The organism is Stenotrophomonas sp. LC732 (genome assembly GCF_052446685.1).
Taxonomy (GTDB): domain Bacteria; phylum Pseudomonadota; class Gammaproteobacteria; order Xanthomonadales; family Xanthomonadaceae; genus Stenotrophomonas; species Stenotrophomonas muris.
The window spans coordinates 4,562,250-4,583,415 of record NZ_CP199214.1 but is presented as its reverse complement, the minus strand read 5'-3'; the positions used below and the strand labels follow the sequence as shown (position 1 = coordinate 4,583,415).

Here is a 21,166-nt window from a genome sequence, read left to right as displayed (position 1 = left end):
GCCATGAGCCGCAAGCACGCCTTCCAGTTCCTCGACCTGCCCCGCACCATGCCGCAGCGCATCCCGGTGGAACTGCGCACGTCCGGCGACTGGGGCGAGCTGTACGGAAAGTTCGGCAAGGAGGACGCCCAGTACCAGGCGGGCCGCTGCCTGGACTGCGGCAACCCGTACTGCAGCTGGAAGTGCCCGGTGCACAACGCCATTCCGCAGTGGCTGCAGCTGGTGCAGGAGAACCGCATCCACGAAGCCGCCACGCTGTGCCACAGCACCAACCCGCTGCCGGAGGTGTGCGGCCGGGTCTGCCCGCAGGATCGCCTGTGCGAGGGCAGCTGCACGCTGGAAGAGTTCGGTGCGGTCACCATCGGTGCGGTGGAGAAATACATCGTCGATACCGCGCTGGCCAGCGGCTGGCGCCCTGACCTGGGCGCGGTGCAGCCGACCGGCCGCAGCGTGGCGGTGATCGGGGCCGGTCCCGCCGGCCTGGCCTGCGCCGACCGCCTGGCCCGCGCCGGCATTGCCGCGGTGGTCTATGACCGCTACGAGCAGATCGGCGGCCTGCTGCAGTTCGGCATTCCCAGCTTCAAGCTGGACAAGGACGTGATCCACCGGCGCCGCGACGTGCTGGAGGGCATGGGCGTGCAGTTCCGCCTCGGCGTGGAGATCGGCCGCGACCTCAGCGTGCAGCAGCTGCTGGACACCCACGATGCGGTGTTCATCGGTACCGGCGCCTACCGCTACACCGATGGTGGCCTCGACGGCCAGGACCTGAAGGGCGTGCTGCCGGCGCTGCCGTTCCTGGTGCAGAACAGCCGCATCGTCGGCGGCGATGACCCGAAGGGCCGGCCGATTGCCGGCTGGGAAGACACCATCGCCCTGCCCGACCTCAACGGCAAGCGGGTGGTGGTGCTCGGTGGTGGCGATACCGGCATGGACTGCGTGCGCAGCGCGGTGCGCCTCGGCGCGGCCAAGGTCACCTGCGCCTACCGGCGCGACGAAGCCAACATGCCCGGCAGCGCTCGCGAAGTGGCCAATGCGCGCGAAGAGGGCGTGCGCTTCCTGTTCAACCGCCAACCGCTGTCGATCGAAGCCGGCGCCGACGATGAAGTGATCGGCGTGACCGTGGTCGAAACCCGGCTGGGCGAACCCGATGCCAATGGCCGCCAGAACGCCGTGCCGATCGAAGGCAGTGAATCCCTGCTGGAAGCGGACGTGGTGATCATCGCCTTCGGCTTCTCGCCGAGCGTGCCGGCGTGGCTGGCGGACCTGGGGGTGGAAGGCCAGCCCAACGGCCGCATCGTCGCCGGGGGCAAGGACCGCCTGCCGTTCCAGACCGCGCATCCACGCCTGTTCGCCGGTGGCGACGCGGTACGCGGTGCAGACCTGGTGGTGACCGCCGTGGCCGAAGGCCGCGATGCCGCTGCCAGCATCGTCCGCCTACTGGCGCACTGAGTCCGGCAACAGCAGCTCCTCCAGCAGCGCGCGCAGTTCGCACGGCGCCACCGGCTTGGCCAGGAAATGGTCGATGCCCGCATCACGGCAGGCCTCGCGTGTGCGTTCCAGCACACTGGCAGTCAGCGCGACGATCGGCACCTGCGCACGGATGGCACAGGTATCGCCACGGATCGCCCGTGCCAGCGCGAAGCCGTCCATGTGCGGCATATGGCAGTCGGTGATGACCAGATCAAAGGGCTGCGCCTGCCAGGCCTCCCATGCCTGCTGGCCGTCGTCGCAGGCGTGTACCTGCAGCCCCAGCTCGCGCAGGCGCTGCACCAGCAACTGCAGGTTGGTCGGATGGTCTTCAACAACCAGTGCCCGCGCCGGCGGCAGCGGGCGTTGCACGGCCGTCGTGAGCACCGGTACCACCGTCGGTGCCGCACAGGCCGCCAGCACCAGTTCCAGCCATACGGTGGTTCCCTTGCCCGGCGCGCTGCGCAGGTGCAGCTGGCCCCCCATCGATGCCGCCAGCTCGCGGCAGATCGACAGGCCCAGCCCACTGCCACCAAAGCGGCGCGTGGTCGAGGTCTCGGCCTGCTCGTAGGCAGCGAATACCGCCTGTTGCCGCTCCATGCTGATGCCCACGCCCGTATCGGTCACCTGCAGGCGCAACCGCTGCCCGCCATCGCGCTGCTGCAGCACATGGGCCTGCAGCACCACGCTTCCCTGCAGAGTGAACTTGAGTGCATTACCGGCCAGGTTGAACAGGACCTGGCGCAGGCGCAGCCCATCGGCCAGCGACCACTGCTGCAGCATGGGGTCGATCTCGCTGTGCAGGTGCAGGCCGCGGCTGGCCGCGACGGGCATCAACAGCTGCTGCACCGCGCGCACCAGCGCCGCAAGATCGGTCGGCCGCAGCTGCAGTGGCGCTGGCTGCAGGCGCTGGCTGTGCAGCACATCGTCCAGGATCTGCCGCAGCATCTGCGCGGCATCACCCACGGTGGTCAGCACCTGCCGCTGGCCCGCATCCAGGTCACTGGCAGCCAATCGCTCCAGCATGCCCAGCAGGGTACTCATCGGCGTGCGGATCTGGTGGCTCATGGTCGCCAGGAAATGGCTCTTGGCCAGCGCCGCCTGCTCGGCCGCGCGGCGCGCCTCGGCCAGCGCTACTGCACGCGCCTGTGCTTCACTGACATCCAACCAGTAGCCGCTCCACTCCACGCTGCTGTCATCGCACTGCAGCGGTCGTCCCTGCGAGCGGACCCAGCGCCAGCCCTGCGCCGACCGGGTGCGGAACGTAACGTCGATGGGACCGCGCACCAGCGCGGCCGCTTCGATGCACGCCATCACCCGGCTGCGGTCGTCGGCATGCACCGCGGCCAGCAGTTGCAGATGGTCGATCCGCGCAGTCTCCACGCTTACGCCGAACAACGCCTGCACGTCACCGGCGATCTGCGCCAGGCTGTAGTGGCCGGTTGCCGAACGGCGGGCCTGGTAGACCACCGCCGGCAGGTTCGCGGTGACGTCGTGCAACCGCTGCTCCAGCACGCGGCGGCGCACGCTCTCGCGATGCACGCGCCAGTAGCCGAAGGCATGCAGCAGCACGAGCGCGAGCAGGATCAGCGACGCCGGCACCAGCCAGCGCAGCGCCGAACCGGTGAGCCGCGCGCGTGGCCGGTCCGGCAGCCAGGCGCTGCGGCTCGACGCGCGATGTGCATCGCTCTCCTGCAGGAGCCGCTGGTCGAAAGCAGCGACCACCTCGGCACAGGCCGGCACGGCCGCGAGTACCAGTGCATCGCCGAAGCCCGCGGGTGCCGCGATCACCACAGCATCGCCTGGCTCCGCGCGGAGCGCGGCCTCCAGTTCAGCGAGATTGGCGACCACGGCGTCGACCAGCCCGGCACGCAGCAGTGACAGCGCGTGGTCCAGCGGCGCAGGGGCCAGCAGCTGCGCCCCCGGGGCCTGCTCGGCCAGCAATGGCTCCAGCGGCAGCCGGTCCGGGCTGGCCACGCTGCGGCCACGCAGGCCCTCCAGCCCCAGCACCGCAGCGGCGCCCTCGCGCCGCACGATCACCTGCGGCACCTCCAGGTAGGCCCTGCTGGCCACCCAGCCTGTCGGCAGCTGTGCGCGCGGCCAGCCCAGCAGCACCTGGGTGCCGGCCGGCAGTGCTCCCTCGGTAAGTACCGTCGCAGGCAACGGCTTCGCATGCTGCGCCGCCTGCATGCCCAGCAGCGGCAGGTAATCCGCGGCCAGTCCAGCAACCTCGCCCTGCTGGCTGTATGACAGGGGCGCCCGGTCGGAGCGCCATGCCACCTGCAGGGGGCCCGTACAACCGGATGCAGCGGCGATGCCGGGCAGCAACAGCGATGCCATGACGGCGGCGACGGCGCGGCGGCCGGCGACATTCACGGTAGACGTCCTCATTTCGCGGGCAGGAACCACGGCCGCGCAGCGGTACCGCTGCCAGCCACGCTAGCGAGGCAGGCTTCCGCGACAATGAGAAAAATTGGAAAAGCATCCGCATCGGCGAATGCCGACATACACTGCCGCTTCTACCCGTCCTACGGAGCGCTCGATGCGTATCGGCCTGGCCGCCAACCGTCTCCATCACCACGATGCGCGCGCGGCGCTGTTCCGCTGGCTGCGTGCCAGCGAGGCAGGCCTGCGCGAACTGGGGGTGTCACTGCATGCGGTCGGGCGCACCCACGATGCGATCGAACGGCAGGGATTCCTGGCCGGCTACGGCGGCCTGCACCGGTATCCCTACGGGCGCGAGGGAGGCCTGATGAAGCTGGTGGCCGAAGTGGTCGGCATGGGGCCGGAGCGGACACTGGACGGTGCGATCTACCTGATCGACCCGGTCGATCCGTCCTCGGTGTTTCCGGAAGCAACCGCGCTCAAGCGGCAGTGCGTGATCCACGGCAAGCCGTTCATTTCAACCGTGGCCACTGCACGCGACTGGATCGAGGTGGAGCGCATCCACGCCGGGCTGGCTGCCGACACCGGTGCCGACGACCTGCATGCCTTCCAGGGGCAGACGCTGGCGCTGATCGCGCATGATGCGATGAAGCCGGCGATGCTGGCCTTCGCCGATGAACACTTCGATGTGCTGGCCCGGTTTGGCCAACGCGTTGCGACGGGCACCACCGGGCAGCGCTTGAACGAGCTGGCCTGGAGCCGGGGTTGGCCCAGCGATACGCCGTGGGTGACGCGTTACCAGAGCGGCCCGATGGGCGGCGATGCACAGATTGCCGACCGGGTGCTGGAGGGGCGCTGCCAGCGCGCGATCTTCTTCGAGGACCCGCATGTGGCACGCCAGCACGAGGCCGATATCCAGCTGCTGGAGCGCGCGGTGACGACGGTGACCGACCAGGCGGTGTGCATCACGGCGCCGCGGGTGGCGGCACGCTGGGCGGCAGCGGCGGCGTTGCGGGCGGGGTGAGGGTTTCGGCCAACGGCTGAGCCCCTCGTGGTGGGTCGTTCAAATCAGAAGCCGTGCTCTGCCGGGCGGGGTGGATTGCGCAGGGGTCGCTGCAAGTACGTCCTTGCAAGCTCGGTCGCCGCATCCATGCGGCTCACGCCCCTGCGCAACCCACCCCGCCCGGCCACGGACAGTTTCCTGTGTGCCCATCACGGAAGAAAGAAGGAAGAGCAGGAGCGGGTCGCGCGCTGCGCGCGCTTTTGTAGAGCCGAGCCATGCTCGGCTGCTGTCGATCGCGAGGGCTGGATATCCGCGCCACGCGCGTCAGCCGAGCATCGGCTCGGCTCTACAGCAGCTGGCGAAGCATCGCCTTCAGCCTGCGCCCTTCCAGCTGGAAGTAGTCGCGCTGCTCGCGCCACGCGGGGAAACGTTGTTCCACTTCGTGCCAGAACGCGGGCGAATGATTCGGCTGGATCAGGTGGCAGAGTTCGTGCACCAGCACATACTCGAATGCTTCAGGGCGCCCCAGCACCAGTGCCAGGTCCAGTGCCATGCTGCCGTCCGGCGCCAGCGAGCCCCACTGCGAAGACATCACCTTCAGCCGCAGGCGGCTGGGTGCACGTGGCAGGGTGGGCAGGTACTTCGGCAGCCAGCGGCCGACATCGGCGCGGGTCTGTGCTTCGTAGAACTCGCGCAGCAGGCGACGCAGGGTGGCATCGCCGGCACGGGTCGGCCACTGCACGCAGGCGCCGTGTTCGTCGATCTCCAGCCGCGCATAGCGGCCTTCCTGCCAGCGCAGCGGCAACAGGTCGCCGCGCAGTGGCAGCACGCCGTCCTCGCCCGGCTGCAACGGGGCGGGCAGGCCCTGGCTCTGGTACTGGCGCAGCTGCAGCGCCAACCAGTCGCGGTGCTGTTCCAGGAAACGCTCGCCCATCACCAGGCTGGCCCGCGGCGGCAGCGTCAACCGTGCGCCGCGCTCGTCCACGCTCAGCTTGATCCGGCGCGCGCGCGGATCGCGCACGCGCAGCACCTCGATCTCGGCATCCTCCAGGCGCAGGCGAACGGTGTCGCGCTGCACGGTAGCGGGCGGGGTCGGGCTGATCAGGCGGCGCAGCAGACGGCTCATGCGCCCAGCATAGCGCTGCTTCGGGCCGCCGGATGACCGGCGGCCCACAGGGTGCCTGTTCAGTCAGCCTTGCTGAGCTTGAACGCTTCTTCCAGCAACAGGAACAGGCGGCGGATCTCGGCGCTCTGCAGGGCGAAGCGGGCGTCGAACTCGGCGCGGCGGCCGTCTTCGTCGGCATGCTCCAGCTGGTCCAGTGCGCCGTCGAGGAACTTCAGCTTGCGCACGATCAGGTCGTCGCCGATCACGAAGGACAGGTTGTCCTCGAAGATCAGCGCCAGCTTGGTCACCTGCTTGCCGGCGTCCAGGTGCTTGTCGATCTCGTCGCAGCGCAGTTCCTGGTGCTGGCACTTGACCACGGCGCCGCCTTCCACCGGATCCTTCATCTCGCACTCTTCGCCCAGGCTCAGCCCGGTCGGCAGCGGCTCGCCGGCGATCCAGCCGGTCAGGATCGAACGCGGTGCGACTTCGGCGTTCAGCGGCATCGCCGGGAAGCTGCCGAGCAGGCCGCGGATGTCGGACATGAAGTACTCGCCGGTCTTGCGGCTGGAGGTATCCACCGCCACGTAGCCGTGCTGCAGGTCGATGAAGGCATCATTGCGCGAGGACTTCACGAAGGCGCGCGGCAGCAGTTCATGCAGCAGGTCGTCCTTCATCCGCTTGCGCTCGCGGCCACCCGGGCGGCGGCCTTCCTTCTCCTCGATCTCCTCCAGCTTGCGCTCGAGCAGGTCGTTGACCACCGCCGCCGGCAGGATCTTGTCCTCGCCGCCCACGGTCAGCCACAGGTGTTCGGCGATGCGGTGGGAGAGCAGTTCCTTCTCCTCGCGGCCGAACGGCGAGATGAAGCCGCGCGAATTCATTTCCAGCGCGCCGACCGGCTTCAGCAGGGCGTGCGGCAGCAGGGTGTCGACTTCGGAAAAATCGGTGGTGGTCGGGAAACGGAAGAACGTCAGGTTGCGAAAGAACATGGAATTCCGGATGGCGAAGAGGAAGGGCGCCCGACCTTAAACGGTGGGCGTCTCGGGATCTGCGTCGGCGTCGGCCGGGGAGCCGGCCAGCCAGGCATGGGCGTCGGGCAGCGGCGCGTCGTCGCGACGGCCCAGCGCCATGAAGTCGAACAGGGTGGTGTCGGCCAGCTGCGAGGGCCGGACTTCACCCATGGCGCGCGCGATCTGCTCGATGCGGCCCGGGTGGTCCTTTTCCCATTGCTTCAGCATCAGGCCGACCTGGCGGCGCTGCAGGTTCTCCTGGCTGCCGCACAGGTTGCAGGGAATGATCGGGAACCGGCGTGCCTGCGCGTACTCGACGATGTCACTCTCGCGCACGTAGGCCAGCGGCCGGATCACCACGTGCCTGCCGTCGTCGCTGCGCAGCTTCGGCGGCATGCCCGACAGCTTGGCGTGGTGGAACAGGTTCATGAAGAACGTGGCCACCATGTCGTCGCGGTGGTGGCCCAGCGCGATCTTGGTGAAGCCGTGGGTCTCGGCGTAGTTGTACAGCGCGCCACGACGCAGGCGCGAGCACAGCGAACACATGGTCTTGCCTTCCGGGATGACCCGGCTGACCACCGAATAGGTGTCCTGCTCGATGATGTGGTACGGCACGCCCAGGCCTGCCAGGTATTCCGGCAGCACGTGCTCGGGGAAGTCCGGCTGCTTCTGGTCCAGGTTCACCGCCACCAGCTCGAACGGCACCGGCGCCTTCTTCTGCAGCTGCAGCAGCACGTCCAGCAGGGTGTAGCTGTCCTTGCCGCCGGACAGGCACACCATGACCTTGTCGCCGGCCTCGATCATGCCGAAGTCGGCAATCGCCTCGCCGACCTGGCGGCGCAGGCGCTTGGCCAGCTTGTGCTGCTCGCGCTCGGCCACGCGCGGATCGCGGGCGGCGCGCGGTGGGGGATCGGGAAGGGAAATCACGGCACTCATGGGTTCCATTCTAACGGCTCGGAGCCGCCCCGGCCGGGGATCGGGATTCCCCTCTCCCGGCGGTCATCATCGCTGTGTATGCTCGGAGGCTGTGGACACCTACAGCCCCGCCGAGATCGTCGAGCGCCTCGTCGCCCTGCGCGCCGAGCACCGCCTGCTGGATGAACAGATCACCCGCATGGCCGCCAACGGCGAGGACGAGCTGGAGTCCAAGCGCCTGAAGCGGCGCAAGCTGCAGCTGAAGGACTGCATCGCCAGGCTGGAAAGCCTGCAGATTCCCGACGAGCCGGCCTGAGCGGTGGCCCATCCACGCATGGCGTGGACCTACTGCTTCGCCCCGGTAGATGCCAACCTTGGTTGGCATGCCGTTCGCCGGGCAGGACCCGGCGCTGCCTTCAATCCTGCGGCGCAGGCTCGTCCGGGCGGGCCGCTTCCGGGCTGACCCGTTCGATGGTGTGGCGCAGCTCACGGCCCAGGATGAACTTGGCATCCTTGGCCCAGGCATCCAGGCGCTCGTCGAACAGCAGCTTGCTGTTCTCGTCCGGCCACACCAGGCGCAGTTCGCGCAGCTTCTGGATGAAGCCACGGAACAGGGACTTGTCGAAGAACTCCGGCGCGGCCGGCGCATAGAGCAGGCTCAGCCGCTGCGCGGCCTGCTGGCACAGGCTTTCCAGCTCGGCAGCGCCGAGCACGCCCGGGCCGTTCTTCACCAGCACCGAGATGGCAATGTAATAGCGCTCGAACGCCTGCTGCAGCGAATGGCCGATCGCGCGCAGGCGGAACACCTCGTCGGTCTGCCCGGTGTTGCGCGCCAGGATGCCGCCGTCGTCATCGTTGACGTTCTGCAGCAGGCCCTCGCGCACGAACACATCGATGGTCCGGTCGATGCGCTGGGCGAACTCGTCCTCGCTCCACGGCAGGAACAGCTCGGCCTGGAGGAACGGGTACACCGTACGGCCCAGCTGGACCAGGCCGGTGCGGCTCATGCGGCGGTTGTTCTGGAAGCAGCAGGCCACCCACGACGAGGCGGTGAACAGGTGCACCACGTTGTTGCGGAAGTAGCTCAGCAGCACTGCGGTGTCGCCGCTGACGCTGAGCACATCGCCCAGCGGGTGCTTGATGCGGGTGAGGACGTTGATTTCCTCGGCGTGGGCGATGATCCGCTCCGGCGAGTGCGGCGTCACCGTCACCCGGTCCGAGTACGGCATCTCCACCAGCAGGGTCTTGCACAGTTCGATCTGCGCGATCAGGTCGGCCTCGCCCATCGCGTGCTTCGGCGTGGACAGCAGGGCCAGCGCCAGCAGGTTGATCGGGTTGACGTCGGCGGCGCCATTGATGCGCACCTGGATGCGTTCGGCCAGCGTGTCCACCGTGGTCGACAGCCAGGCCGGCTTTTCGTCCTCGGACACCGCCTCGCCCTTCCACTCCGGCGCCTTCTCGGCCAGCACGTCGTTCAGCGCGATCGGCTCGCCGAAGTTCACCACCACCTGGCCATAGTTCTGCTTGAGCACCTTGGGGATGCCCCATAGCAGCGACCAGATCGATTCCTTTTCCTTCGGCCGGCCGGACAGTTCGTCCAGGTAGCTGCCGCCTTCCATCAGCTTCTCGTAGCCGATGTAGATGGGCTGGAACAGCACCGGCTTGCGCGGCTGGCGCAGGAACGCGCGCAGCGTCATCGAGATCATGCCGCCCTTGGGCTGCAGCAGCCGGCCGGTACGCGAGCGGCCGCCTTCGACGAAGTACTCCAGCGAGTAGCCGCCGGCCACCAGCTGCGCGACGTATTCGCTGAGCACCGCCGAGTACAGCGCGTTGCCACGGATCGAGCGGCGGATGAAGAATGCACCGCCCTTGCGCAGCAGGGTGCCGACCACCGGCAGGTTCAGGTTGATGCCGGCCACGATGTGCGGCGGCACGATGCCACGGTCGTACAGCAGGTAGGACAGCAGCAGATAGTCCATGTGGCTGCGGTGGCTGGGCACGTAGACCACTTCGTGCCCCGGCGCGGCGGCCTTGAACTTGTCCAGGTGGTGCACCAGCACGCCCGCATAGATGCGGTTCCACACGTGGCTGAGCATGAAGCTGGCCGAGCGCACTACCGGGCTGGAATAGTCCGCAGCGATTTCCCAGGCATAGGCGTGTGCCTTCTTCCAGGCATCGGCCGGCTTCGAGTTGTCGCGCTTGGCCTGTGCGGCGATCGCTTCGCGTACCGGCTCGGCGGCCAGCACCTGGTCCACCAGCAGGCGCCGGGTCGACAGGTCGGGGCCGATCACCGATTCACGGATGCGTCGGAAGTGCGTACGCAGCACGCGCTGCAGCTTGCGCACCGTGCGCTCCGGCTCCAGGCCTTCATCCACGGTGTTGCGCAGGGAGATCGGCGGGGCGAAGCGGACGATGGTGCTGCGGCCGTTGAGCAGCACCGCCAGCAGGCGACGGAAGCGGCCGACCAGTGCCCAGTTTTCCGAGAACAGCACCGCGAACCAACCGCTCTGCTTGTCCGGGGCGCGGCCGACGAAGATCGACACCGGCACCAGGTGCACGTCCAGGTCATCGCGCACGCGGTGCGCCTGCAGGACCTTGGCCAGCGAGTCGGAGTGGGTCTTGGCGCCGCGCTGCTCGGGAATCAGCGAGTTGCTGGAGCTGCGCCGCGACAGCGCCAGGTAGGCGCGCTTGCGGCCGGTCGGGTCACCGGCCAGCGGCACCAGCGGCGACGGCAGGCCGGCCTGGCGGCAGGCCTTGTCCAGGATCAGCGCGTTGGACAGGCCGTAGTCTTCCAGCACGTACATGACCGGGCGGCCATCGTTGTACTGGCCCGGGTCTTCCGGTTCGATCTTCAGCGACAGCCACGGCTCGACCAGACGGCCGAGCAGACGAGCCCACAGCGGGCGGCGGCCGGCCGGACGCGCGTGCGCGGGCGGCGGTACCGGGTTCGGGCCGGTACCGGTCGAGGGGGACGCCGGCACCGTATCGGCGGGCGTCGACTGGGATTCTTCGCCGGGGAACGGCAGCGGGTTCTGTTTCGACATCGGCGCCATTATGGCTTAGGCGGCGGCGTTGCCGCTTCCCCACCTTCGGCGGGGGCTTCAGCGGCTGCCGGCGACGCAGCCGCGCGGGCCGCGTCGGCCTTGCGCAGCAGCGCGTCGGTGTCGGCCAGGGTACGGGTCAGGTACCAGTGGCCCTCGCGCCGGCTCAGTGGCAGCTGCAGGCTCATCTCGCGGCCGGCCAGGTCGTAGTGCAGGCGTACCAGCGCATTGTCGCCTTCCACCGAGAGCAGCTCGCCCCGCACGCTGCGAAGCGCGTCATCCACGCCCAGCCCGTAGCTGCCAAGCACCGCCTTGAGGGTGTGGATGAACGGCGCCAGCTGCTGCAGGCTGCCCTCCATGCCAGCCGCCTGCAGGCCAGCCTCGTCATCGAAGCCGACCTTGCCGGCCGCGCCGACCAGCGCGGCGATGGTGCTGCGTGCACGGGCGCGGTCACTGATCGGCGCGCCCTGCGCCCAGACAGCAAGGGTTTCGACCAGGGCGATGTAATGGGCCTGCTGGCCGGGCGTGTAGCCCTTCTGATGGCGCAGGTACTGCACCCCGAAATTGCCCATCGACTGCGCGGCCTGGCGCACGGCGCTGGCCTGGCCGGCCAGCTGGCGGTCGAAGCTGCGCTGCAGTTCGGTGCTGGCATCGGGCTTGCGCAGCGCGGCCAGCATCGGCAGCAGCTGGTCCCCCAGCGGCAGCTCGGTCAGCGGCCACCGGCTGTGTCCCTCCGCCCAGGCCTGCTGCAGCCGCTGATACTGGCCTGGCGGTACCGACAGCTTTGCGTAGCCGACCAGATCATCTTCGGCCAGGCGCAACGCCATCGCCTGCACCGCAGCCACCGGCTCGGCCGCCGGCCTGGCCGGATCGTTCACAGACTCGCGGCATGCCGCAACGGCCAGCAGCAGCATGGCCGCCAGCCCCCATCCACGCGCAGACCTTCCTCGCACCGCCACGCTCATGCACTCGGACTCCCCGGACCGGCCCGCATCTTGCGGCCTGCGACGTGACAGCGGCAAGCCGTGCGGTCACGTTTCCAACCAAGGGGGTCAGATCCCTTCTGCCGGCAGGCAGAAGGGATCTGACCCCAGAACCACCAGCGGGATAAAAAAAAGAGCCCGGATCACGGGGATCACAGGCTCTTCAAACCGGCACGGGGCCGGAGGACAGTGTTGTGGCACATGTCCGGTCCGAGGACCGGATGGCGGCGATCCTACGCTGCCCTTCAAGTTAAGGCAACACTTCACGTAATGCCATGTATGTATTTGATTTTATTGAATCAATCGTGCTGCCAGACGGATTCAATGAAATCTGCGGCGTGTTTTTCGGCGATTCGGGCATAAATCCCCGGATAGCCGGCCAGCGCGCAGCCCTCGCCCCAGCTGACGATGCCGAACTGGGTCCAGCCCTCACGCAGGCGCAGCAGCAGCGGCCCGCCGGAGTCCCCCTGGCAGCTGTCGATGCCCTCGCGGCCGGCGCAGATCACCTTGCCGCGCGACAGTTCCCCGCCGTAGGCCTGCTGGCATTCATCGAATGCCACGAACGGCACCTGCACGGTCTGCAGCTGGGTCGGGTAGACCCGGCCATCGCCGATGTCGGTGTCGCCCCAGCCGATCACGGTGAATTCGCGGCCCGGCTTGAGATAACTGGCGTCGGGCCGCAGCCGCAGCGCCACCGGCTGTGCACCGTCCAGGGGGGCGTTGAGCTGGATCAGGGCCACGTCGTGCTCCAGCGAGTTGCCGCTGTTGAATGCCGGATGGACGTGGATCGCCTTGACGTTGGAGGCGCGGGGCGAGGCTTCGGTGGACAGGGCCGCGGCGTTGCCGACGACGGCGATGCCGCCCGGCGCTTCCCCCTGCATGCAGTGCGCGGCGGTCAACACCCACGAAGGCGAGATGAGGGTGCCCCCGCAGAAGTGGCGGTCATGATCCGAATCGCCGTCGAAGATGCCCTGGATGCTGACCATGAACGGGTACTCGCCAGCCGGCGCTGCTTCACCGCCGATGATGCGCGGTGCTTCGCGCACCTGTGGCGCAGCGAAGGCGGGTACGGCGGACGCGGCCAACAACAGGCCGATGAACAAAGAGGTGCTGCGATACATATCCCTGTACTCCTCTATCAATGGTTGGAACCGGCGCGGCCGCGGTCCGTGCCGGTGCATCGATTGGGAAGCAGGGATGAAGCCTGCAGCGCGAACGCGCGCACAGTTTCGGTGCAATGCGCTGCCTGCGACAGTCGCAGGCCAACAATTGCGAACGCCATCCCGCATGGATCGGAATGGCGTTCGTGGTGCCGGCGTGACCGGCGTCAGCGGTGGGCTCAGCGTGCAGCCAGAGCCGACGCGATTTCCTGCTGGATTGCCCGCGCAGCGGCCTGCGGATCAGCCGCCAGGCGGATCGGGCGTCCGACCACGATGGCGTCGGCGCCATCGGCGAAGGCCTGGGCCACGCCAACGGTGCGCTTCTGGTCATCGCCGACCGGACCACCGGGACGGATGCCCGGACAGACGATCGAGAACCCGCTACCGGTCGCGGCGCGGATCGGTGCAGCCTCCTGGCCCGAGGCGATCACGCCATCGACGCCCGCTGCCTGGGCGGCCAACGCGCGTTCGACCACCACGTCCACCGGCTCGCGGTCGACGCCCATCTGCGCCAGATCGGCGCGCCCCATCGAGGTCAGCACGGTCACCGCCAGCAGGCGCATGTCGCTGCTGTTGGCGGCCGCGCAGGCCTCCATCATCGCCGGGTGCCAGCCATGGATGGTGGCGTAGCTGACCGGCCACTGCGACAGGCGCTTGATCACCGCTGCAGCGGTCGCCGGGATGTCGAAGAACTTCAGGTCGACGAACACGCGCTTGTCGCGGCGGGCCAGCTCATCCAGCACCTGGAAGTACTCGCCGGAGGCCAGCAGTTCCATGCCGATCTTGTAGAACGCCACGCTGTCACCAAGGCGATCGACCCAGTCCAGTGCCTGCACGCGATCAGGCACGTCCAGCGCGAAGATCAGGCGCTCATCGGCGCGCAACGGCAGCGGTGCGCGGCTCACGGGGCGTAGTCCAGGGCGGCGCGCTTGGCGTCGTGGCGGGCCTGGCGCGACTGGCTGTAGTCGTTGTTGAACTGCGCCGGCTCGAAACCGCCGTAGGTCGGGTTCGGCAGCATCCACCAGCGCTCGCCGAACCAGTCGTGGTACTGCTGCAGCAGCGCGTCACGGCCGTCGTTGGTGTTGGCGGTCACTTCGACGAAGTCACCCAGCTGGTCGCCGAACTGCATCAGCACGCGGTACTTCTGCCCTGCCAGGCGGCGGCGGCAGTTCTTCTCGCTGCCGGCCTGCTCGCAGCCCGGCACCACCGTGCCCAGGCCAAGGAACACGCTGTCGTCGGCCACCGGCAGGCCCTGCTCGCGCAGGTTGGCCAGGGTCGCGTCCTTCAGGTGCACGGCGCGGTTGGAGATGTAGAGCAGGGTCACGCCCTTGGCATTGGCGGCCTTGGCGAAGTCGACCACGCCCGGGATCGCCTTGGCCTTCTTTTCGGCTACCCACTGGTCCCAGGTCAGTTCGTCGTATTCCTTGCCGTCGCGCACCAGGCGCGCCTGGTAGGGCGAGTTGTCCAGCACGGTCTCGTCCACGTCCAGCACCACGGCCGGCTTCAGGCCCTTGGCGTCGTTGCCGCGCTCTTCCGGCACCAGCGCATCCCAGTGGGCTTCCTTCAACGCCGCATCCAGGTGGTCGGCGGCGGCGCGGTAGGTCTGCTCGGTGATCGCCCTGTACTCCTGCGCGCGCTGCATCCACAGCACTGCGTTGAGGTTGTCGTTGGCGGTGGCATCGAGCGCGCCGTCGGCCTTGGCGGCGGCAGCGGGCGCCTGCGGGGCCGCGGCTTCGGCGGCGGGCGCCTCCACGCGCTTGCAGGCGGACAGGCCCAGCGCCGCAGTGGCGAGCAGGGTCAGGGACAGGGAAACGGGACGACGCATGGATTCACCGGCAATCAGATATACCGGCGCATTTTACCGGCAAAGCCGGCCCCGGGACGGCTATGCTTGGCGGTTGACCCGTTGCCCTTCCGGAGGCCGCCATGACCGATTCCGCCCAGACCCCTGACGTCCCCCTGCTCGACGCCGTGCAGGCCCGCCTGCTGGGCTGCCTGGTGGAGAAGGAGGCGACCACCCCGGACACCTACCCGCTGACGGTCAACGCGGCCCAATCGGCGGCCAACCAGAAGACCGCGCGCGAGCCGGTGATGAACGTGGACGCTGGCAGCGTGCAGCACGCGCTGCGCCAGCTGGAGGCGTTGGGCCTGGCCCGCCAGCACTTCTCCTCGCGCGCCGATCGCTACGAACACCGCCTGCAGGCCGCGCTGGACCTGACCCGGCAGCAGACCGTGCTGCTGGCGCTGCTGCTGCTGCGCGGTCCACAGACGCTGGGCGAGCTGGTCACGCGCAGCGAGCGCCTGCACCGCTTCGCCGACACCGACGAAGCCCGCCATGCCATCGAGCGCCTGCAGCAGCGTGCCCTGCTGGTGGTGCTGCCGCGTGCCAGTGGCCAGCGCGAAGACCGCTACATGCACCTGCTGTGCGGCGAGGTGGATGGCGCGGCGCTGGCGGCGAAGTACGCCAGCAGCAGCGGCAGCAGCGATGCGGCCGACCCGGGCCTGGCCGAGCGCGTGGCCCAGCTGGAAGCGGCCGTGGCCGAGCTGCAGGCACAGCTGGCCGAACTGCGCGTCTGAAGCAATCTACTGGGGTCGGATCCCGCAAGGCGGGCTCTGACCCCAGTGCTATCCTGGGTTGCCGGCCAGCGGCCGGCACTACCGGATGTCCTGCCGATGCAGTGCAGACCAACTGTCGGCACCCACCATGATCAAACCTCGGCCGCGCCCGGCGTGGCATACAGCCGGCTCGGGCTGTCCACGCCCGGCAGCTGGATCACCCCGCGTTCCTGCATGCCCAGGCCCAGCAGGATCTTTCCGGACACCACGTTGTCCAGGTCGGTGATGCCATACAGATCGTGCAGGCCCAGCGCTCCGCGTGCATGCGCGAACACTGCCCGCGCCGCCTCGCCGGCATAGCCCTGCCCGGCAAATTCCGAAAGCACCGCATAGCCGATATCCGGCCCCGGCAGGCCATCCCGCCGCACCAGCCCGGCATTGCCCAGCCAGGCGCCATCGGACAGCCGCTCGATGGCATACATGCCATAGCCATGCAGCGCATAGGCCGGCAGCACCCTTGCCGCCGCGTAATCACGCGCCTCCTGCTGCGTACGCACGCCACGATCGCCGATGAAGCGCACGAAGCCCGGATCGTTCAACAACGCCAGCATCTGCACGGCATCACGCTCCGGATCGATCCGGCGCAGCCGCAGACGTTCGCTTTCAATCGGATGCACGCCCAGACCCTCCAACAGAAAGCCCGATTGTGCCCCAGCCCCCGGCTGTTGCTTTTGATTTTCTCTGCGTTGCCGCGGTAGGACGCGCCCGGAATCCTTCAGAGGCCGGGTGGGGCGGGTTCGCGGGGGTACCGGCGCCATGGATGGCGCGAAAGAGGATGCTCTGAACAACTACCCGGGTAGTGCCGGCCGCTGGCCGGCAACCCGAGAGACAATGCGGCTCATGTTGAGGAGCCATCCATGGCATTGCATGAGATCGCCTCGATGCGGTTGTTCGCCCGGCCCGGCGGTCCTGATGCGATTCCGGATGAAACCAAGATCCTCAATGTCCGTCGTCTGCTGGAGCTACACGGCCTGGCGGCGAAGATGCTTGAAGCGGTGAACGCGCACCTGCCCGAAAGGGCCAGAGCCTGCGCGCAGGCACGATCGTGGATCGCCTCCATCATCCACGGGGCAGCTCAACCAAGAACGCCGCAAGGGCGGGAGATTCTGAGATGCACGAGACCCGCAAGGGCAACCCGTGGTACTTCGACATGAAGGTCCATATCGGTGTAGATGAGTTTTCAGGCCTGGTGCATCACGTGAAGTGTACTGCGGCCGATGTCGGTGACATGACGGTCACCCATGAGCTGCTGCATGGCAAATAAGACTGGGTGTTCGGCGACAGTGGCTATACCGCCGCAGACAGGCGTGCTGAGCAGCACGTATGGAATGTCGGGATTGTCCAGGCGGCTCTTATGTATTTCCTGCTCGACTTTACAGAACCTTCAACCGATATCACACCCAATCCTTCGTGCAACTTCCATGGATCTATCACTCCAGTCCCCACGCGCTTTCTCATGCACCTTACGAAGAATAGCGCATGCACTTTGAATGTCCCCGCCTTGGCATTTGAGGATCGCCAGATAGATCTTCGGCAGGGGGTAATTTCCATGTACGGCTTCCAAGAATGCCTCCATTGCCTCTTGAGTTCGCGACCTTTCCAAGAAAGGGAGAACATGTGTTCCCAGTGTCATGGCGACGTTCTTTGGAGTTTGGTCATCATTCAGAGGCCACCAGAGATCGTGATTGTTGACGATCTCTCCAACGCGAGCACGCACGATGCAAAAGGGCTCTTCCACAAATCCTTGAGGCTTGTAGCCCCATGCTTTCTCGAAGGCGTCGACTTGCAACACACCGGCATTAATCGTCGCAGTATCGCCAGACTTACCTACCTGAATATCAATAACCTCAACAATTGAATCAATCGTGCGATTCCAAAGTGCGCCCTTTCGGTTGAATCCAAGGGGTGCAAGGACCTCATCTGTGCGCGCAATGAGTTTCTTTATTGTCATGGCTTTTTAAATTTATCCGGGTCGTAATAGATGACTCGTGCACGCATGCCGAGCTGCTTTTCGTAATTTGCAGTTTGCCGAGCGCCCGCTGCCATACCAGAAGGTGTATTCGGCTTCAACTCGAGGATTCGACCATTCGGTGTGACTGCATCAGGTTTGTAGACCTTACCGTCAGCTCCAATCATTCGCGGCTCAGACTGCCAGCCAGGTTTCGCTGCAATCCTTTGGGCTAGAGCGGCGTGAGCTGCGCGTCCAGTTGCAGCGGCAGCATTCTCTCCGCCGCGCGCATGCAGAGCCGCCCTGGCCCAATGAAGTGCACGGCAGCTGCAACCGGAATCGGATGTTTACAGCGACGGATTAGGCGCCTTTCGTGTGCTGGAGAACGAGCATGCCCATACGGTGACCCAAGCCAGTGGCAATATTGGGTGCGAGCAACCCAATGCGCGCTGGGTCAACGTGGTGTTGTCCAATCTGAAGCGTGCGCTGGACGGCACCTACCATGCCTTCAGATTCTGCAAGTACGCTCATCGCTATCTGGCCGAGGCGCAATGGCGCTCCAACCGACGCTTCGACCTGTCGGCGCTGGTGCCGCGCCCGCTCCGCGCTGCCGCACGGATCACCCCGTGGCCGGAACGGACACTGCGAGATGTGCCCGTATTTCCGGCTGAAGCATCGTGCTAGTTAGGTGTGTGTTTGGGCAATCAGGACTCCGCCGGAATTGCACTTCGCGCTTTTCGCTCAACCTGCGGGGCTGGAATACATGACAATGCTACGCACCCGCAAGTCCGGGTGTATTTCACATCCGTCACTTTCGTCATCGAAACATGCTTTCGGAAGCGCGTCCATGTCCATCTCGAAGACTAGCCTTGAGTGGTTGACGAAGTTGGCATAGCGTCTCCCGTCCTCAATTCCCACAATCAGACGGCCACCGGGGTAGGCGGCTTTCAACTCGGCCAGAGTTGAGCCGACGCCAACTCCCTTCTTGTCGCTCATGCCTTCGGCTGTAGTTCGCATCCGCTCAATCCTGCCATCGTCAATCCAGCATTCGACGGTTACGCCGTCGCGCAATGAGACGTCCATGACCACGTACTCGTCTCCTTCTTGCATGACCAAGCGTTCAATTATGGCGTGCCCGGTTGCGACAAGTTGGTCCCTGGTCATACCCGTACGGAGACCTGCGATTGAACCATGGCTGGTGTCGATGGCTGTCGCCGCTGCGGAGGCAGCCTCAACGGGTGCGTGCTTTGCCTCCTCCAGCACGTCAGAGGGGGCGGGGCTGCATGCCGCCAGCATCAGAACCGAGGCGGCACTGTAGATAATCTTCATTCTTGAGGTTTCCAGTCAGTGAATCGTCCCTGCGTTCCGCCTTGCTTAAGATCTACATGCACGCCGCGGCCGTCAGTATATTGATTGACTCTGTTGAACTCACCGGAGCTATGGGCCGCATCAGCGGTCTGCTTCGGCGTGCTCCCACTGATCCGAATGTCTGCCGCGTTGTCCTGCAGGTGCTGGCTCCGAGTCGCACCGCCCACAGCCTGGTTTTGCTCCACGGTTCTTTGGCCGCTCGTCACTTCAATGTTCTGCTGGGTCTTATCGCTGAAATTAAGCAATCTGGTTGTCACGGCAGGCCCGGGGTTGGCCGGTGTCCCGCCTAGTGACTTTTGGGGTAGAAGCGTGACGGTCCCGCGGACTTCCGTTTGCGCACCGTGGACGATTCCGTAGTTCGAAACATTCGTCCTGGCGACGTTGACCGCTCCGCTGTCGGTCGTGGTGCGCGTTGTGATTTGGTAGAAGACAAGCGGGCGGACGGGGACTGCCTGCCTACCATCGGGGTCGATGAATTTGTAGGGATTGTTGTTTGCGTATCTGTAGCGGTGGAACATTCCTGCAGGATCACTGTGCGCCGTAACCGGATCCGCGCTCAGGAACAGCCCGATCGCTGGATCGTAATAGCGCTGCCCCATGTATACCAAGCCTGTATCGGGATCGGTGAGATGTCCCGCGTAACCTGGCGTCGAGGCGTCTGGCGCAATGTCCGGCTCGCCGTACGGTGACCAGATGTGGCGGGATAACACCTTGCCGCTGGTGTCGCTGGTCGCAGCAAGTGTCGAGCGCGCATCGTAATGCTGGTAGACCATCTTGACTGCATTGGGGGTACTGGTTCGAATGGAAAGCAGGCTGCTCCCCAAATAGATGTAGTCGGACACATCTGGCCCCGTTGTCGACTCGATCAGCTTGCCATCTGCCAAGTAGTTCCAAGTACGGTACAGCTCGCCTTCCGCGGCAGCGCGATTGCCGCCACCATCATACAGGTACTTGGAAACGAGTCCGCCAGCGCGGAGCCGCCCACCAACATCGAACTCGAACACCTGGCCATTTCGAGTCGTCATATTGCCTGCCGCATCGTACCCGATTGCAAATACGCCGTTGCCATCATGGTCGCGAAGCAATTGCAGGCGATTCCACGCATCGTAGTGATACGTGCGCTCGCGCTTTCCCGGAAGGCGCATCGAGATGATGTTATCTAAGGTATCGTAGGCGAACACATAATGCCCATTACCACCGAACGAAGGTGAGTTGGCTCGTACCAGTCGGTCGAGTCGATCATAGCCCAGCGATACAGTGCCCGCGTCGCCGCGCAGGCCATCATGGATAGTGACGATATTCCTTGCCGAATCGTAGCTGTAATTTAGGTTGACAACCTCGACGTCTAGCACCTCGCTCACCAGCTGACGAGCATTTTCCTGTACGCGACGAGTGACTCCATTGCCATAGGTCATGCTCGAGACCTTGCCACTGGGTGCATAGCTCACCTCGCTGGCCAGCACGGTGCCTTGGCCATCCTGCAGCTTGAGTGGTTGCCCCAGCGCGTTCAGAGTCTGCTGAACCTCATAGCCGTCCGGATAGCGCGTGAGCACCTGTTGACCAAGCCCGTTGTAGGCAAAGGTGGAGGTCCTTGGGCTTGCTGTCCCAACAATTCTGGAGTGGCCAACGACCAAGCCCAGCGAGTTGTAGCTGAGCCCGGTGATGACGGTGACGCCATTCTGGTTGACAGCCGTCTCTGACTTCAGCTTGCCATCGGCGGTGTACTGGACCTGGAGGTTGCCAAGCCCATCAGGATAGGTCGTCTGGACGATGCGATTACGTGCGTCATGAGCATACGCCACGCGTCGAGTCGAGGAAAAAGCTACATCGCGATCGCACCGGGAGGAATCAGAGAGATCAAGCCCTTGTGCGCTCCAGGCAATATTACCGGCAGCGTCGTACTCGATAACCGTTGCACCGACTTCGGGCTCAATTGATTTGCACAGCCGGAGGTTGTCGTCGTAGACGTATCTCCGGGAAACCGTCGGCGCCGGATTTTCTGGGTCGACAGGCGCTATGGGAGCCCTCCTTGCGGTGGTAAGTGCACTAGCGATCACATCGCCGTCTACAGTGAGAGTGAACCGGCTCGTTCCAGCACCGATGGGTGCAGCAAGAGAGCCGCTGGCACCACTGCCCACTATGAATCGCCCAGGGTTTTCTAGACAGTC

The 21,166-nt window shown here is 66.1% G+C and carries 18 protein-coding genes and 2 pseudogenes; 6 read left to right on the top strand and 14 right to left on the bottom strand.

What is annotated here, in order from left to right; genetic code table 11:
• Window positions 1-3 precede the first annotated feature (3 nt).
• Window positions 4-1,449, top strand: coding sequence for an FAD-dependent oxidoreductase (locus ACT6SE_RS21520; RefSeq protein WP_032962391.1), 1,446 nt, complete (start codon window positions 4-6; stop codon window positions 1,447-1,449).
• On the opposite strand, the gene ACT6SE_RS21515 is transcribed toward ACT6SE_RS21520, so the two are convergent.
• Entirely contained in the window at window positions 1,435-3,843 is a 2,409-nt protein-coding gene (locus tag ACT6SE_RS21515) for an ATP-binding protein (protein ID WP_046427697.1), read from the bottom strand. The genes ACT6SE_RS21520 and ACT6SE_RS21515 overlap by 15 nt on opposite strands.
• A gap of 166 nt (window positions 3,844-4,009) precedes the next feature.
• Between ACT6SE_RS21515 and ACT6SE_RS21510 the strand changes: the two genes are divergently transcribed.
• Window positions 4,010-4,876, top strand: a complete 867-nt coding sequence (locus tag ACT6SE_RS21510; RefSeq protein ID WP_014035467.1) for a methylglyoxal synthase — start codon at window positions 4,010-4,012, stop codon at window positions 4,874-4,876.
• Window positions 4,877-5,201: 325 nt separating this feature from the next.
• On the opposite strand, the gene ACT6SE_RS21505 is transcribed toward ACT6SE_RS21510, so the two are convergent.
• Genes ACT6SE_RS21505 through ttcA form a run of 3 tightly spaced genes read right to left on the bottom strand, consistent with a single transcriptional unit; the run spans window position 5,202 to window position 7,903 of the window.
• Complete coding sequence (locus ACT6SE_RS21505) at window positions 5,202-5,981, bottom strand: M48 family metallopeptidase (protein ID WP_032962385.1); 780 nt, start codon at window positions 5,979-5,981, stop codon at window positions 5,202-5,204.
• 59 nt (window positions 5,982-6,040) lie between these two features.
• Complete coding sequence (locus ACT6SE_RS21500) at window positions 6,041-6,946, bottom strand: recombination-associated protein RdgC (RefSeq protein ID WP_005411825.1); 906 nt, start codon at window positions 6,944-6,946, stop codon at window positions 6,041-6,043.
• 36 nt (window positions 6,947-6,982) lie between these two features.
• Entirely contained in the window at window positions 6,983-7,903 is a 921-nt protein-coding gene (gene ttcA / locus ACT6SE_RS21495) for a tRNA 2-thiocytidine(32) synthetase TtcA (protein WP_032962383.1), read from the bottom strand.
• A gap of 91 nt (window positions 7,904-7,994) precedes the next feature.
• Here ttcA and ACT6SE_RS21490 point away from each other — a divergent pair, with 91 nt between their 5' ends.
• Window positions 7,995-8,198 (top strand): YdcH family protein, encoded by a 204-nt coding sequence (locus ACT6SE_RS21490; RefSeq protein ID WP_032962381.1) that lies wholly within the window; start codon window positions 7,995-7,997, stop codon window positions 8,196-8,198.
• 100 nt (window positions 8,199-8,298) lie between these two features.
• On the opposite strand, the gene plsB is transcribed toward ACT6SE_RS21490, so the two are convergent.
• The 5 genes from plsB to ACT6SE_RS21465 all read right to left on the bottom strand — a co-directional run bounded on the left by plsB (window position 8,299) and on the right by ACT6SE_RS21465 (window position 14,891).
• Entirely contained in the window at window positions 8,299-10,935 is a 2,637-nt protein-coding gene (gene plsB, locus ACT6SE_RS21485) for a glycerol-3-phosphate 1-O-acyltransferase PlsB (RefSeq protein ID WP_032962379.1), read from the bottom strand.
• Window positions 10,935-11,888, bottom strand: a complete 954-nt coding sequence (locus ACT6SE_RS21480; RefSeq protein WP_046427689.1) for a hypothetical protein — start codon at window positions 11,886-11,888, stop codon at window positions 10,935-10,937. Before ACT6SE_RS21480 ends, plsB begins: the two co-directional genes overlap by 1 nt.
• A 317-nt stretch (window positions 11,889-12,205) precedes the next feature.
• Complete coding sequence (locus ACT6SE_RS21475) at window positions 12,206-13,027, bottom strand: S1 family peptidase (protein ID WP_046427686.1); 822 nt, start codon at window positions 13,025-13,027, stop codon at window positions 12,206-12,208.
• Window positions 13,028-13,245: 218 nt separating this feature from the next.
• Window positions 13,246-13,971: an orotidine-5'-phosphate decarboxylase gene (pyrF, locus tag ACT6SE_RS21470; RefSeq protein ID WP_032962374.1), complete on the bottom strand. Its 726-nt coding sequence runs from the start codon at window positions 13,969-13,971 to the stop codon at window positions 13,246-13,248.
• Window positions 13,968-14,891 carry a 5'-nucleotidase, lipoprotein e(P4) family gene (locus tag ACT6SE_RS21465; protein WP_032962372.1) on the bottom strand — a complete coding sequence of 308 codons (924 nt, stop codon included), beginning with the start codon at window positions 14,889-14,891 and terminating at the stop codon, window positions 13,968-13,970. The genes pyrF and ACT6SE_RS21465 overlap by 4 nt, the downstream gene beginning before the upstream one ends.
• Window positions 14,892-14,992: 101 nt before the next feature.
• Between ACT6SE_RS21465 and ACT6SE_RS21460 the strand changes: the two genes are divergently transcribed.
• Window positions 14,993-15,643, top strand: a complete 651-nt coding sequence (locus ACT6SE_RS21460) for a YceH family protein (RefSeq protein WP_046427683.1) — start codon at window positions 14,993-14,995, stop codon at window positions 15,641-15,643.
• Window positions 15,644-15,774: 131 nt separating this feature from the next.
• Here the strand turns inward: ACT6SE_RS21460 and ACT6SE_RS21455 are convergent, their stop codons facing one another.
• Window positions 15,775-16,299 (bottom strand): GNAT family N-acetyltransferase, encoded by a 525-nt coding sequence (locus ACT6SE_RS21455; RefSeq protein ID WP_046427708.1) that lies wholly within the window; start codon window positions 16,297-16,299, stop codon window positions 15,775-15,777.
• A gap of 240 nt (window positions 16,300-16,539) precedes the next feature.
• Here ACT6SE_RS21455 and ACT6SE_RS21450 point away from each other — a divergent pair.
• Window positions 16,540-16,943: pseudogene (locus ACT6SE_RS21450) on the top strand (transposase); the annotation flags it as partial.
• A 123-nt stretch (window positions 16,944-17,066) separates the two neighbouring features.
• Here the strand turns inward: ACT6SE_RS21450 and ACT6SE_RS21445 are convergent.
• Together ACT6SE_RS21445 and ACT6SE_RS21440 are read right to left on the bottom strand one after the other, a co-directional pair.
• Window positions 17,067-17,633 (bottom strand): DUF4304 domain-containing protein, encoded by a 567-nt coding sequence (locus tag ACT6SE_RS21445; RefSeq protein WP_080052954.1) that lies wholly within the window; start codon window positions 17,631-17,633, stop codon window positions 17,067-17,069.
• Complete coding sequence (locus ACT6SE_RS21440) at window positions 17,630-17,818, bottom strand: hypothetical protein (protein WP_414616842.1); 189 nt, start codon at window positions 17,816-17,818, stop codon at window positions 17,630-17,632. Before ACT6SE_RS21440 ends, ACT6SE_RS21445 begins: the two co-directional genes overlap by 4 nt.
• A 64-nt stretch (window positions 17,819-17,882) precedes the next feature.
• Between ACT6SE_RS21440 and ACT6SE_RS21435 the strand changes: the two are divergent.
• Window positions 17,883-18,314 (top strand): annotated as a pseudogene (locus ACT6SE_RS21435) (transposase); the annotation flags it as partial.
• A 57-nt stretch (window positions 18,315-18,371) separates the two neighbouring features.
• Here the strand turns inward: ACT6SE_RS21435 and ACT6SE_RS21430 are convergent.
• Complete coding sequence (locus ACT6SE_RS21430; protein WP_046427663.1) at window positions 18,372-18,959, bottom strand: hypothetical protein; 588 nt, start codon at window positions 18,957-18,959, stop codon at window positions 18,372-18,374.
• Complete coding sequence (locus tag ACT6SE_RS21425) at window positions 18,956-21,136, bottom strand: RHS repeat-associated core domain-containing protein (RefSeq protein WP_444811055.1); 2,181 nt, start codon at window positions 21,134-21,136, stop codon at window positions 18,956-18,958. The genes ACT6SE_RS21430 and ACT6SE_RS21425 overlap by 4 nt, the downstream gene beginning before the upstream one ends.
• Window positions 21,137-21,166 lie beyond the last annotated feature (30 nt).